We start from the raw sequence: 14,687 nt of genomic DNA on the forward strand, positions 1-14,687 counted from the left end.
CTGCGCTCGCGGAGACAGTTTACAAAACTATGACCAAAGACGAATTGATTGCCAAATTAAAAACGATTGTAAAGCCTTACATTCAAGATAAAACTGCGTTTGATAACTTATCTGAAGACACAGATTTTATTAATGATTTAAAGATTAATTCTGCAAATTTAGTTGATGTTATTCTTGATGTTGAAGACGAATTTGATATTAGAATCGAGAATGATGATATGGAAAAAATGATATCAGTAAAAGCAGCTATGGATATTGTAAATGAAAAATTAGCTCAAAGATGATTGGAAATGACGTTGTAGATTTAAAGCAAGCAGCAAAAGATTCTAATTGGAAAAGACCTCGTTTTTTAGATAAAGTATTTACACAAAAAGAGCAATCAATTATTTTTTATTCAGCAAACAAGGAACAAATGGTTTGGTTGCTTTGGAGTATGAAGGAAGCTGCGTATAAAGCTTTCGTAAGGGAATTTAAGCATTGCTTCTTCAACCCAAAACTAGCCGAATGTCAATTGGATTTAAACAATGAAGGTTTCGTTAGTATAAACGATAACACGTATTATTTAAAATCAACAATTACTTCAGAATATGTTCATAGTATAGCAAGTAATACAAATGAAAAATTTCCAAAAGCTGACCTTTTTAAATTGTATGATAATAATTTAAGTGACGAAGTCAGATCACGATTAATACATCAAGTCATAAATGGAAAAGATCGAGATATAAATTCAATTAATATTAAAAAGACAGTATTAGGAGTTCCAAATGTGTTTTTAGGCAACCAACAAATTTTTGAAGCTTTATCAATATCTCATCATGGTAAATATGCTGCTTTTGCTATTTATTAATACTCAAATAAACAGTGTTTCCTTCAGAAAGTTCTTCGAAGTGTTCGAAAAATATAGTTTCATTTTCGAAATAAGATTCAATTAAATAATAAGTTCCTTTAAAATAGTTTTTATTAACGATTACTTGAATATTTGATTTTTCAACGATGCCCAATTGATGTGCATATACGATTTCATTATTGATCGTATTAAATTCATCAAAAAAGGAAGCGATTAATGGTGTATTTGGATTCTGAAATAAATATTTAGGAGTGTCGTTAGCTTCAATTTCTGCATTATTTAACAAAATTATACGATTTGCAAATTCTAAGACATCATTTTTATCATGAGTAGCAACAATGCATGTGATTTTTTTGTCTTTTAAATAGTTAAAAACACGTCGTCTGAGGGATTGTTTTTTGAAATTATCAATGTGACTAAAAGGTTCATCTAAAAGAATGATTTCTGGCTCTTTCGCTAATGCTCGAGCAAGTGCCACACGTTGTTTTTGTCCGCCACTGAGTGTTTTTACTTTTACATGAGCAAACTTAGTGAGTTCAACAACCTCAAGTAATTCTTTAGTTCGTTTTTGTTTTTCTTCTGGAAAGAAATTTGAGAGAAATTTACCAATATTTTCTTCCACGCTAATGTATGGCATTAAATCAAATTCTTGAGCCACATATTTTATAAAATCATAACCTATTACAAGATTATATTTTGGTCCTAAAATTTGTTGTTTTCCCCAAAATAATGAACCACTGTCTAAGTCATATTCACCGTAAAGAAGTTTGAGCAATGTGGTTTTTCCAGATCCACTTTCACCAATTATAGAAATGTTTTCCCCAAGATTTACAGAGAAGTTTATATGATTTAAAATCTTAGTTTTATTATAACTAAAAGAAAGGTTTTTAACTTGAAGCATTTAGCAAAAATAGCATAAAAAGCCGCTACATTTCTAGTAACGGCTTTTTTATAAAAAATAAATAAATAGAATTATTGCTTTATGAATTTTTGATTTCTAATCGTGTTGTCAGATACAATACTGATGATATAGTTTCCGGCAGATAATTGAGATACATCAATTGACTTAGAATTACTTAATGAATTGGTCATCACACGTCTTCCGCTTATATCATAAATATTGTAGAATGCATTTTCTAACTGTAAGCCAGTTGTAATATTTAAAACATTTTTAGTTGGGTTTGGCGACAAAATGAAATCATTAGCAAATACCTCTTCATCAACTCCGAGTGCGTCACAAGAAGAATCCCCTGCACCTTCAACAGCATTAAATGTTTTATTAATGTCTGGGTTTAAAAACACTTCACAAGGAGAGTTTGGCCAATACACAATGATATGATTAACACTATCGTCGTTTCCAAGTCCAAAATGTGTATTTAAAGTACTCATATATTCAAACCCTTCACCACTACGAACATCTCTAATTTGGACACCACTATCAGTGTATATTTCTACACGAGCACCAATACCATCAATATTACTTGCAGTACCAACAGTGTTTATTTTAATCCAATTGTTACTCGTTGTTAAGTTCCAATAAATATTACCGCTATAATATGCATCAATAAATCCATCATTATTTAAATCACCAAAAGATCCATTTTTATAATTGATTTGAGTATCATCGGCATCTTCAAAAGTAAGATCACCTTTTCCATACATAATTGTTCCATTACATAGAATATCTAAAAACCCATCATTATCTATATCATAACTCACATTTTCGTGACCATTCGAAGCTCCACTTACACCAGCACCAGTTGTTACATCTGTAAAAGAACCATCGCCATTATTACGCATAAGTTTATGATTTCCTGAGCTAGCACCAACAAAAACGTCCATGTCTCCATCGTTATCATAATCTGCCCAAGATGATGACCAAGTTTGCATAGGATCAGCAAGGCCTAAAGCGTTTGCATTTTCTGTAAAAGTACCATCACCATTATTGGTAAGCATGACATTTGTTCTTCTAGCAGTTTCACCTCCACATTTAGCGATAAACATATCCATGTCTCTATCGTTATCATAATCGATCCAAATAGAACCATAATTACCACCAGAATAATAGTCGCCTAAATTAAAAGGCGCATCTGGCGTAACGTTAGATTGATAAAACGTAAGGTTACCAGAACCATCATTTATATAATATACATTTGGCTCAACATCATGACAAACAAAAGCATCTAAATGGCCATCTTGATTGATATCAACAAAATTTGAACGTTGAGAAAACACATATTCACCAGTAGAGATTTCAGTAAAACCAGAACCAGTACCATCACTTTTCATAAATGTAACACCGCTTCCAGATCCATAAAGTAAATCGGTATAACCATCTTTATTAAAATCGGCCGCAGCCATACTCCAACCAGGTAAAAAGTCGGCACTAGGTGTTGGAATATCCACTTCGTTAAAACCTCCAGAAGCTAATTGATAGTGTATGTTTACATTACTTGTAGATGCAGACACAATATCATCTAAGTTATCTCCATTCATATCCACAACAGTTAAGTCGTAACCTCCAATACTGATAGCTTGAAGAGAGAAATCTACTCTAGAAGGAATTAATGTGGTAAAGTTTACGGGTCCCATCCAATTGCTAAAATCAGCTCCTCCACAAAAGCCTCTTACATAGATTTCATAGGAAGTATTCTGAGTTAATCCGCTTAATACATGTGGATTATTAGTAGTTGTAGATGTTCCAGAGCCAGAAGGAATACCAGTTCCAGGAGCTTGTAAAGCTATTTCCCAAGACGTTTCTACATCACCAGCATCCCAATATACATTGGCACCATCTGAAGAAATAAAAGTAACAGATAGATCACTCACGTTTGGACAAGCAGGAGGTGTTTCAGACCTAATTAATGGAGAATTAAAACAAAATCCCCAACCAAATGAACCATTATCCTCATAAAGGATACGATATTTAAAATTAGCTAATTGAGAAGCTGTAAAAGAAGCAATATTTATAGTTTCATTAACTTGTTCAGGAGTTCCATTACAAAAACCCGAATTTGGAGCGTTATTTGTTTCAGATAATTCTGAACCATAATCCTGCCAATTTCCAGCATCATTATCCCAATACTGTATGTTTAAATCTTCAGTTTGGAAAATATTAAATACATATGAGCCAGATACTGTAATCCAAGTTTCTCCTGCAGCATGAGCAGCAGTTAAATCAATGGTGTTAGATTCTGCAGCTAGATTATTGTTTGAATCTCCACCTGGTAAGTCATCATTAAATGAGAAGTTTGATGAGTTGTCAGTTGGGTTGTCTGTAAAGTAGTCAGTATTTGCATCATAAGAACCAGTAATTGTCCAGTTATTGTTTGGCCAGTTTGCTGGTTCGTTTAAAACCTGAGCAACGGAACAATAAGAAATAATCAAACATGCTATTAATGTAATTTTTTTCATAAAAATTTATGTATTAGGTAAATAGTTTCTAAAAATAATAAAAAAAAACCTCCAAATATAATTTGGAGGCCTTTAATAAAGACTAAATAAGTCTTAAGCTTTTGATTTAAAATAGAATATTTACATGTTTTTCAATAGTAATTAGTAAATTAAATCTGTTCAATAAATGATTACAGCATTATTGTTTTATCAATTTTAATGTTGATGTATTATTTTTCGCATAAACTTTTAAGAAATAAATAGCTGCATTTAAATGGCTAACATCAATTTGATTAAAATCAGCATTAATTGTTTTTATTAATTGGCCATTAATGTTAATAATCTCAATTTTAGTTAAATTTTCTGTATTTCCTTTAATGTATAGGGTATTCTTTACAGGATTAGGATAAAGTTTAAAAGAATTACTTTCATAAGAAGCGATATCTAAGGTGGTCACACCAGCAGCAGCACAATCATAAGTGTCGTCTGTTATTTGCACTCCAGGGTTACCTGTACAATCTGGAGCACCAGCACCACCACAAGCTGTATAAAATTGATCTTGAAATACGCCATCATTATAGAAACACACATCAGCATCTTGACCAGCATTAACATATTTTATTTTAATATGAAACAGTACTTTAGGTGTTGCAGTAATTTGGATGTTAGGAATGTTACTAGCAATGAACGATTCGGAAAAATTTTGTTGAAAAGATAGTGACACTCTAGAAGCGGTATTATCATTTTGGACAAAATCTTTATAAGCAGGAAGTGTAGCAAAATTACCTTCTAAAATAGAACCAGTAGGTTGAGAGTATTCAATAGCTCCATTTGAAGATATATTCCCACCAAAAGCTGCGGTATTATACTCAAAATAGACTTGCCCAGAACCTACATAGAAATCTTCTGTAGATGCAATTAAAATATCTGCTTCATAAAAATTATCACTACCATCATTAGTAATTTGAGCATTAGCAAAAGTTAAAGTAAGGTTAGATTCTAATTGATCTTCATTAGATTCGCCAGACCTTTGAAATTGTTGACCACGTCCAATATTAGGATTAATTAAAGTGTTGACATCTGAATTTTGAATTTGTGCATTAGCATCCATATCCGCATTATTATATCCAGAACCACCAATAAGTTGAATCACACCACTAGCATCCGAATTTTGTACTTGCTCATTTCCATCAAAATCACCTGTATACATTCCATATTTACCATTAGCTAGAGCAACAACAGCATTGTTGTCACCTTCAACTGTGTTTGGGTTTGAAGCAAAATCAATAATTGATTTGGAAGGACTTAAAGCATGTGTTGTAGCACTCATAACACCAAGATGGTTACGGTGTTTAATAGCGATGAAATAGTCGTCTTGATCTTGGTCAAAACCTAAGGCAGAGAGACCATCTACACCAACCACATCACCATCACGTTGTAAAAGAGCAGATTGAGAATCAATAACAATAGAGTTATCGTTTTTATCTCTAAGTTCCACAAACACCCAATCAACAATAGCATCATCACCAGTAGTATTAAACACAGAAGGGTCAGCGATTAAAGCATCAGCATAAGGGCTAGTAGTAGCATTAGAAGCTAACCAACCATTAAGTCTTAAATCATCACGCATTAAGTTGTTTTCACCAGAATTAGGGTTTAAAGCGGCACCTTCTAAGTAAGCTATTGGAGATACGACACAACGAAAACCAGTACCTTCAACAGCATTGAAAGGTTGATTTATAGGCGGATTTAAAAATGTTTCACCACCAGAGTTAGGCCAGTATATAGTAATATGTGAGATACTAGTATCACTTCCAAGTCCAAAATGCGTATTTAAAGTACTCATATATTCAAACCCTTCACCACTACGAACATCTCTAATTTGAACACCACTATCAGTGTATATTTCTACACGAGCACCAATACCATCAATATTACTTGCAGTACCAATTGTGTTTATTTTAATCCAATTGTTACTCGTTGTTAAGTTCCAATAAATATTACCATTATAATAGGCATCAATAAATCCATCATTATTTAAATCACCTAAAGATCCATTTTTATAATTGATTTGAGTATCATCGGCATCTTCAAAAGTAAGATCACCTTTTCCATACATAATCATTCCATTACAAAGAATATCTAAGTAACCATCGTTATCTATGTCATAGCTTACGTTTTCATGTCCAAGAGGCGCTCCACTTACACCAGCACCAGTTGTTACATCTGTAAAAGAACCATCGCCATTATTACGCATAAGTTTATGTGTTCCTGAGCTAGCACCAACAAAAACGTCCATGTCTCCATCGTTATCATAATCTGCCCAAGATGATGACCAAGTTTGCATAGGATCAGCAAGATCTAAAGCGTTTGCATTTTCTGTAAAAGTACCATCACCATTATTGGTAAGCATGACATTTGTTCTTCTAGCAGTTTCACCTCCACATTTAGCGATAAACATATCCATGTCTCTATCGTTATCATAATCGATCCAAATAGAACCATAATTACCACCAGATTCATAATCACCTAAATTAAAAGGCGCATTTGGCGTAACGTTAGATTGATAAAACGTAAGGTTACCAGAACCATCATTTATATAATATACATTTGGAGCTACATCATGACAAACAAAAGCATCTAAATGGCCATCTTGATTGATATCAACAAAATTTGAACGTTGAGAAAACACATATTCACCAGTAGAGATTTCAGTAAAACCAGAACCAGTACCATCACTTTTCATAAATGTAACACCGCTTCCAGCTCCATAAAGTAAATCGGTATAACCATCTTTATTAAAATCGGCCGCAGCCATACTCCAACCAGGTAAAAAGTCGGCACTAGGTGTTGGAATATCCACTTCGTTAAAACCTCCAGAAGCTAATTGATAGTGTATGTTTACATTACTTGTAGATGCAGACACAATATCATCTAAGTTATCTCCATTCATATCAACAACTGTTAAGTCGTAATTTCCAATACCCATAGCTTGTTGAGAAAAATTAACTCTAGAAGGAATTAATGTTGTAAAGTTTAAAGGTCCAATCCAATTGCTATAATCTGTTCCTCCACAAAATCCTCTTACATAGATTTCATAGGAAGTATTCTGAGTTAATCCGCTTAATACATGTGGATTATTAGTAGTTGTAGATGTTCCAGAGCCAGAAGGAATACCAGTTCCAGAAGCTTGTAAAGCTATTTCCCAAGACGTTTCTACATCACCAGCATCCCAAAATACATTGGCACCATCTGAAGAAATAAAAGTAACAGATAGGTCACTTACATTTGGACAAGCAGGAGGTGTTACTGAACTTATTGTTGGAGAATTAAAACAAAATCCCCAACCATAAGATCCATTATCATTATAAAGGATGCGATATTTAAAATTAGCTAATTGAGACGCTGAAAAAGAAGCAATATTTATAGTTTCATTTGCTTGTTCAGGAGTTCCATTACAAAATGCTACATTTGGAGCATTAGCTGTCTGTGTTAATTCTGAGCCAAAATCTTGCCAATTTCCAGCATCATTATCCCAATACTGTATGCTTAAATCTTCAGTTTGATAAATATTAAATACATATGAGCCAGATACAGTAATCCAAGTTTCTCCTGCAGTATGAGCAGCAGTTAAATCAATGGTATTTGATTCTGCAGCGACAGTATTATCTGAATTTTGTCCTCCTTCATCATCATCAAAAGAAAAATTTGAACTCACTGTTGGATTGTCTGTAAAAATAACTGGATCAGCGTCATAAGAACCAGTTATTGTCCAGTTATTGTTAGGCCAGTTAGCAGGTTCGTTTAAAACCTGGGCTAACGAGCAATAAGACATTACAAGAAATGTTAATAATGTAATTTTTTTCATAATAATTCATGTATTAGGTAATATAGTTTCTAAAAGTAACCAAAAAACCTACAAACTGTATTTGGAGGTTTTTTTAGTTACTATGTTTTCTCTGTTCAATAAATGATTACAGCATTATTGTTTTATCAATTTTAATGTTGATGTATTATTTTTCGCATAAACTTTTAAGAAATAAATAGCTGCATTTAAATGGCTAACATCAATTTGATTAAAATGAGCATTAATTGTTTTTATTAATTGACCATTAATGTTAATAATCTCAATTTTAGTTAAATTTTCTGTATTTCCTTTAATGTATAGAGTATTCTTTACAGGATTAGGATAAAGTTTAAAAGAATTACTTTCATAAGAAGCGATATCTAAGGTGGTCACACCAGCAGCAGCACAATCATAAGTGTCGTCTGTTATTTGCACTCCAGGGTTACCTGTACAATCTGGAGCACCAGCACCACCACAAGCTGTATAAAATTGATCTTGAAATACGCCATCATTATAGAAACACACATCAGCATCTTGACCAGCATTAACATATTTTATTTTAATATGAAACAGTACTTTAGGTGTTGCAGTAATTTGGATGTTAGGAATGTTACTAGCAATGAACGATTCGGAAAAATTTTGTTGAAAAGATAGTGACACTCTAGAAGCGGTATTATCATTTTGGACAAAATCTTTATAAGCAGGAAGTGTAGCAAAATTACCTTCTAAAATAGAACCAGTAGGTTGAGAGTATTCAATAGCTCCATTTGAAGATATATTCCCACCAAAAGCTGCGGTATTATACTCAAAATAGACTTGCCCAGAACCTACATAGAAATCTTCTGTAGATGCAATTAAAATATCTGCTTCATAAAAATTATCACTACCATCATTAGTAATTTGAGCATTAGCAAAAGTTAAAGTAAGGTTAGATTCTAATTGATCTTCATTAGATTCGCCAGACCTTTGAAATTGTTGACCACGTCCAATATTAGGATTAATTAAAGTGTTGACATCTGAATTTTGAATTTGTGCATTAGCATCCATATCCGCATTATTATATCCAGAACCACCAATAAGTTGAATCACACCACTAGCATCCGAATTTTGTACTTGCTCATTTCCATCAAAATCACCTGTATACATTCCATATTTACCATTAGCTAGAGCAACAACAGCATTGTTGTCACCTTCAACTGTGTTTGGGTTTGAAGCAAAATCAATAATTGATTTGGAAGGACTTAAAGCATGTGTTGTAGCACTCATAACACCAAGATGGTTACGGTGTTTAATAGCGATGAAATAGTCGTCTTGATCTTGGTCAAAACCTAAGGCAGAGAGACCATCTACACCAACCACATCACCATCACGTTGTAAAAGAGCAGATTGAGAATCAATAACAATAGAGTTATCGTTTTTATCTCTAAGTTCCACAAACACCCAATCAACAATAGCATCATCACCAGTAGTATTAAACACAGAAGGGTCAGCGATTAAAGCATCAGCATAAGGGCTAGTAGTAGCATTAGAAGCTAACCAACCATTAAGTCTTAAATCATCACGCATTAAGTTGTTTTCACCAGAATTAGGGTTTAAAGCGGCACCTTCTAAGTAAGCTATTGGAGATACGACACAACGAAAACCAGTACCTTCAACAGCATTGAAAGGTTGATTTATAGGCGGATTTAAAAATGTTTCACCACCAGAGTTAGGCCAGTATATAGTAATATGTGAGATGCTAGTATCGCTTCCAATACCAAAATGTGTATTCATAGAACTCATATATCTGAAACCATCACCACTTTTAACGTCTCTAATTTGAACACCACTATCAGTGTATATTTCTACACGAGCACCAATACCATTAATGTTACTTGTAGTACCAACAGTATGAATTTTAATCCAATTATTATTTGTTTCTTTATTATTTAGATAGATGTTACTAGAATTGAATGCATCGATGTAACCATCATTATTTAAATCTCCATAAGCTCCAGCTCCTGGAAAAACTCCAGTATGAACAGTGAAATTCATATTACCATCACCAAATAATAAATTACCACCAGACACTAGGTCAAGGTTACCATCATTATCAAAATCGTATGTTACAGTTTCTGTAGAAGTAAGTGATAATAAATCTACACCTGTACCTGCTGAGATATCGACAAAAGTACCACCATCATTACGCATCATCTTATGACTTCCTGAGCTTGCACCAACAAAGACATCCATATCTCCATCATTATCAAAATCTCCCCATGCAGAAGACCATGTTTGCATTGGATCTGCTAAACCAATTGCAGCTGCATTTTCTGTATAGTTTCCATTTCCATCATTGGTATGCATTTGATTAGTTCTTCTTGCAGTCTCACCACCACATTTAGCGATAAATAAATCTAAATCCCTATCATTATCATAGTCAATCCATATTGAACCATAATTACCTCCTGAAGAATAATCTCCTAAACCTCCTTGATTAAAGGTAAGGTTTCCACTTCCATCATTTATATAATATACATTAGGAGCAACATCATGACAAACAAAGGCATCTAAATGCCCATCTTGGTTGATGTCAATAAAATTAGAGCGCTGTGAGAACACATCTTCAGAACCAGAGACCTCAGTGAATCCATTACCAGTTCCATCACTTCTCATAAAAGTTACACCGTTTCCAGCACCATAAAGTAAATCGGTATAACCATCTCTATTATAATCTGCTGCAGCTAAACTCCATGACGGTTCAAAATCTGCATTCGTGGTAGCGATGTTTTTTGTTGTAAATCCACCACCATTGTTTTGTTCTCTAATGTTTACATTATTAGATGAAATAGAAACTAAGTCATCTAGAAAATCACCGTTCATATCAACACAAGCAATTCTATAAGATCCAGAAGACCCAGAAGTGCTTGAGGTAAATGTTATAGGAGTTGGAACAGGAGCATTGTCTGTAGATTCTAAGCAAAATGCAACATCAGAAAGACCAGTGCCTTCAAAATCATATATTTGAATAACAAGGTCATCTCCTATATTCCATCCACCAATAGTTTCATTGTCAAAGGTATTTGTACAGGCAATTTCTATAGTTCCAGTAGAATTATAAACTACAATACCTGGATTTCCTGGGTTTTGTGAGTAAAAATTCAAACCTAATTTTGTTGCTGTCCAAGTAAAGAATTGATCTAAGCCAGAAGCTCTACAAGAACCTTGAACTCCACTATCTGTCGTGCCATCAGTTGAAAATGGAAGAGAAAATGAACTCGTGCAACCACTTCCATCAGCAGCAGGTGTAATTGGAATTGCACCTGAAAAAACATCATTTACTGGCTGAGCAAAAGCTTGAAAGCTAAATGCCATTAAAGCCGCTGTAATAAAAAGTAATTTTGTTTTCATAATAATTTATTTCAAATTTTAATTTAATTATTCACATTCTCCTTCTAAGGAGTTTATCCACTCTTCAATAAGTCTAACACCTTCGGTATGTTGAAGTGTTCTTCCTAAAAGCGGCATTCTATTTTGTTCTTCTGTAGAACTAATTCTAAAGTGTAAAATTGATCTATCAATTCGACCACTTGAAACAATATGCGTATATGGTGAAATTTGAGTATCTGGTGTAACACAAACTCCCTTATTTACATCATCATCATTTTCATTAAATGCTAGTCGTAAAGGACGATATTCGCAATAACTTTCCTCAGAGTGACAATGTGCACAGTTAATATCTAAATACGAACGAACCCTAAGTTCTAAAGGCAGAGAGTCGTCTTCCCAATTAACCGTTGAAACAATAGTTGAAGGCAACGTGTTTTCTAAATACCCAACTTCAATCCATTTGTTTAATTGATTAGCAGCACCATCAGTATAATTATAATCTTTGTTTAAGTTTTGAGGCTTTGGTCCAATAGGTAATGGTGTGCCAAATTTATTGTGACATGTAAAGCATTCATTTCGTGAAGGGATTCTATAATTTACAGAATTTGAATTTCCGTTTTCAATCCAATCAACTTCAATAAAGCTTCCGTCATTACTAAATGTGGCTTCGGTTTGTTCTTCATTCCAAACATATTTCGCAAAATCCCAACCATCTTCTGTCATATACATTAAGCGAGTTTCAATGATTTTTGTTGTGTTTTCAGGTTGAACATTATCATAGTAAAAGTTCTTGATAAGCATTCCTCCTACAGGAAAATCTAATGGTGTATGATCACTATTATAATTTGCCATAGTTCCATCAGGCATCCAAATAAACCTTTTTTTGTGAGCATAATCACTAAAAAGAGGAGAATTTAAATCATAAGGAAGTACTCCTGGTACTGGTTCTAAATCTTTTAATTCACCTTTAAAAAAATTGTACTCTGAAAGTGTTGGATAAGGAATTTCATCAGGATTATATACAACTTCTAAATCTTGAGTTACAGTTACAGCTACATCTTCTGTAGCACAATTAATAGGATTTAAGTTATTACAAATAGTATATGTAAAGCTATCTGTTCCAATATAATCAGTATTTGGTGTGTATAAAACCATGTCATCCGAAGGATTATCTGGTGTATTATTAATGTCTAACACCTCAATAGTTCCGTTTGTAGCATTGCTTGTAACTAAACTACCAGATGTTGGCACATTAGTATCATTGCTCAAAACGTCTATTTGTATGGCATTATTTTGAACGACCTCAGCTAGATCTGGAGATGTTTCTATATTAATAGGAGTATAAATATCACTTTTATCATCATCATCTGCACAAGATTGTATTGAAATCATCAACACTACTAACGAAAGTGATTTAAGGTAATTTTTAAGCATTTATAATAAATTTGGAGAGTAAATGTACTTATAAATCTACAATTTCAAATGTTAAATTAGATGTAATACTCTTTTTATCAGACAACAAGAGCGCTTGAATAATGGATTTACGGTTATTTACAAGTTATTTCTCTAAAATTTGGTAGAGACTTCCGTATATATAACAATTCAACTCATAAAAACCCTAAAGCAATTATGCTTTTTTTTAAAGTAGATTTTTTTTCAATAAATATTCAGCAATTTGAACCGTATTTGTTGCAGCACCTTTGCGAAGATTATCACTAACAATCCACATATTTATCGTATTGGGTTGAGACCCATCTCTACGAATTCTACCAACAAAAACATCATCTTTTCCATGAGCATAAATTGGCATTGGGTATGTGTTTACATCAATATTGTCTTGAACAACAATACCTTCAGATTCGTTTAGTATTTGTCTAACCTCAGAAAGGTCATAGTCATTTTCAAATTCAACATTTACGGCTTCACTATGCCCTCCTGCTGTAGGTATTCTAACAGCTGTTGCTGTGATTGCTATAGTACGATCATCTAATATTTTTTGAGTTTCTCGAACTAACTTCATTTCCTCTTTGGTGTATCCGTTTTCTTCAAAGACATCACAATGAGGAATTGCATTTTGGTGAATAGGATAAGGGTAAGCCATTTCTCCTTTAATACCTGCAAGTTCATTTTCTAATTGTCTAACTGCTTTTACACCAGTTCCAGTTATAGATTGATAAGTAGAAACAACGATACGTTTGATTTTATATTTTTTATGAAGAGGCGCTAAAGCCAGAACCATTTGTATGGTTGAACAGTTTGGGTTGGCAATTATTTTGTCTTCAGAAGTTAATGTATTTGCATTAATCTCAGGAACAACTAAATGTTTTGAATGATCCATTCTCCAAGCTGAAGAATTATCAATAACAGTAATTCCTGCTTTTGCAAATTTTGGAGCCCATTCTAATGAGGTGTCTCCTCCAGCGGAAAATAATGCTACGTTAGGTTTCATGTCAATTGCATCTTGCATACCAACCACTTTGTAATCTGTTCCTTTATATGAAATTAATTTACCGATAGAGCGTTCTGAAGCTACAGGAATTAATTCTGAAACCGGAAAATTTCGTTCTTCAAGAACTTTAAGCATGACTTCGCCTACTAAACCAGTGGCACCAACAACTGCTACTTTCATTATAATGATGTTTTGATAAAACAAAAGTAGGAATTTATTCATTTTTACTCTAAAAGAAAGCATAAAAAAACCACCTCTTTTTCATAAGGTGGTTAAAGTTTAAAAAATATATAATGTAGCGGTTAGCTATCTTATTTTTTAAGTAAATCTCTTATTTCGGCAAGTAAATCATTATCTGATGGGCCTGCAGGAGCTGGAGCTTCAACTGGAGCTTTTGTTTTGTTGTATGCTTTTACAATCATAAACATTACAAATCCAACAATTATTAAATTAACAATTGTGTTAATCCAAGATCCGTATGCAATAACTGCTGCACCAGCTTCTTTAGCAGCTGCTAATGATGCATACTCAACTCCATCCATAGCGTAATGTAGGTCTTCAAAATTCATTCCACCAGCAAAATATCCTATAAAAGGCATGGCGATGTTAGATACAAAACCATTAATAACTGCACCTAGTGCACCTGCCATAATTACTGCAACAGCGAAATCAATGACGTTACCAGTCATGATAAAATTTTTAAATTCTTTCAACATAATTTTAGTGTTTTATTAGTTAGTACATAATTAAGACTCTAATTTAATTAAAAAGTCACAAATAAT

Annotated in this window: 9 protein-coding genes; 2 read left to right on the plus strand and 7 right to left on the minus strand. The window is 33.2% G+C overall.

Annotation, left to right across the window (positions count from 1 at the left end; all coding sequences use genetic code 11):
* Positions 1-29: 29 nt before the first annotated feature.
* On the plus strand, positions 30-284 hold the full coding sequence (locus MUN68_RS17110; protein ID WP_249992636.1) for an acyl carrier protein: 255 nt from the start codon (positions 30-32) through the stop codon (positions 282-284).
* Positions 281-847 carry a 4'-phosphopantetheinyl transferase family protein gene (locus MUN68_RS17115; protein ID WP_249992633.1) on the plus strand — a complete coding sequence of 189 codons (567 nt, stop codon included), beginning with the start codon at positions 281-283 and terminating at the stop codon, positions 845-847. Before MUN68_RS17110 ends, MUN68_RS17115 begins: the two co-directional genes overlap by 4 nt.
* Here the strand turns inward: MUN68_RS17115 and MUN68_RS17120 are convergent.
* The 7 genes from MUN68_RS17120 to mscL form a co-directional block, all read right to left on the minus strand.
* Positions 837-1,748, minus strand: a complete 912-nt coding sequence (locus MUN68_RS17120) for an ABC transporter ATP-binding protein (RefSeq protein WP_249992631.1) — start codon at positions 1,746-1,748, stop codon at positions 837-839. The two genes, MUN68_RS17115 and MUN68_RS17120, sit on opposite strands and share 11 nt — an antisense overlap.
* Before the next feature lie 71 nt (positions 1,749-1,819).
* Positions 1,820-4,261, minus strand: coding sequence for an FG-GAP-like repeat-containing protein (locus MUN68_RS17125; RefSeq protein WP_272792388.1), 2,442 nt, complete (start codon positions 4,259-4,261; stop codon positions 1,820-1,822).
* Positions 4,262-4,439: 178 nt separating this feature from the next.
* On the minus strand, positions 4,440-8,108 hold the full coding sequence (locus MUN68_RS17130; protein WP_272792389.1) for an FG-GAP-like repeat-containing protein: 3,669 nt from the start codon (positions 8,106-8,108) through the stop codon (positions 4,440-4,442).
* 114 nt (positions 8,109-8,222) lie between these two features.
* On the minus strand, positions 8,223-11,477 hold the full coding sequence (locus tag MUN68_RS17135; RefSeq protein WP_272792390.1) for an FG-GAP-like repeat-containing protein: 3,255 nt from the start codon (positions 11,475-11,477) through the stop codon (positions 8,223-8,225).
* A gap of 27 nt (positions 11,478-11,504) precedes the next feature.
* Positions 11,505-12,890: an Ig-like domain-containing protein gene (locus tag MUN68_RS17140; RefSeq protein ID WP_249996912.1), complete on the minus strand. Its 1,386-nt coding sequence runs from the start codon at positions 12,888-12,890 to the stop codon at positions 11,505-11,507.
* A gap of 205 nt (positions 12,891-13,095) precedes the next feature.
* Positions 13,096-14,085 (minus strand): aspartate-semialdehyde dehydrogenase, encoded by a 990-nt coding sequence (locus MUN68_RS17145; RefSeq protein ID WP_249996914.1) that lies wholly within the window; start codon positions 14,083-14,085, stop codon positions 13,096-13,098.
* Between the two features lie 131 nt (positions 14,086-14,216).
* Positions 14,217-14,621, minus strand: a complete 405-nt coding sequence (mscL, locus tag MUN68_RS17150; protein ID WP_249996916.1) for a large conductance mechanosensitive channel protein MscL — start codon at positions 14,619-14,621, stop codon at positions 14,217-14,219.
* Positions 14,622-14,687: the final 66 nt, after the last annotated feature.

Source organism: Psychroserpens ponticola (assembly GCF_023556315.2).
Lineage (GTDB): Bacteria > Bacteroidota > Bacteroidia > Flavobacteriales > Flavobacteriaceae > Psychroserpens > Psychroserpens ponticola.

Bases quoted from the DNA above. Each gene is read 5' to 3' on its own strand.
- MUN68_RS17110 (WP_249992636.1), top strand. From the start codon at position 30: ATGACCAAAGACGAATTGATTGCCAAATTAAAAACGATTGTAAAGCCT.
- MUN68_RS17115 (WP_249992633.1), top strand. From the start codon at position 281: ATGATTGGAAATGACGTTGTAGATTTAAAGCAAGCAGCAAAAGATTCT.
- MUN68_RS17120 (WP_249992631.1), bottom strand. From the start codon at position 1,748: ATGCTTCAAGTTAAAAACCTTTCTTTTAGTTATAATAAAACTAAGATT.
- MUN68_RS17125 (WP_272792388.1), bottom strand. From the start codon at position 4,261: ATGAAAAAAATTACATTAATAGCATGTTTGATTATTTCTTATTGTTCC.
- MUN68_RS17130 (WP_272792389.1), bottom strand. From the start codon at position 8,108: ATGAAAAAAATTACATTATTAACATTTCTTGTAATGTCTTATTGCTCG.
- MUN68_RS17135 (WP_272792390.1), bottom strand. From the start codon at position 11,477: ATGAAAACAAAATTACTTTTTATTACAGCGGCTTTAATGGCATTTAGC.
- MUN68_RS17140 (WP_249996912.1), bottom strand. From the start codon at position 12,890: ATGCTTAAAAATTACCTTAAATCACTTTCGTTAGTAGTGTTGATGATT.
- MUN68_RS17145 (WP_249996914.1), bottom strand. From the start codon at position 14,085: ATGAAAGTAGCAGTTGTTGGTGCCACTGGTTTAGTAGGCGAAGTCATG.
- mscL (WP_249996916.1), bottom strand. From the start codon at position 14,621: ATGTTGAAAGAATTTAAAAATTTTATCATGACTGGTAACGTCATTGAT.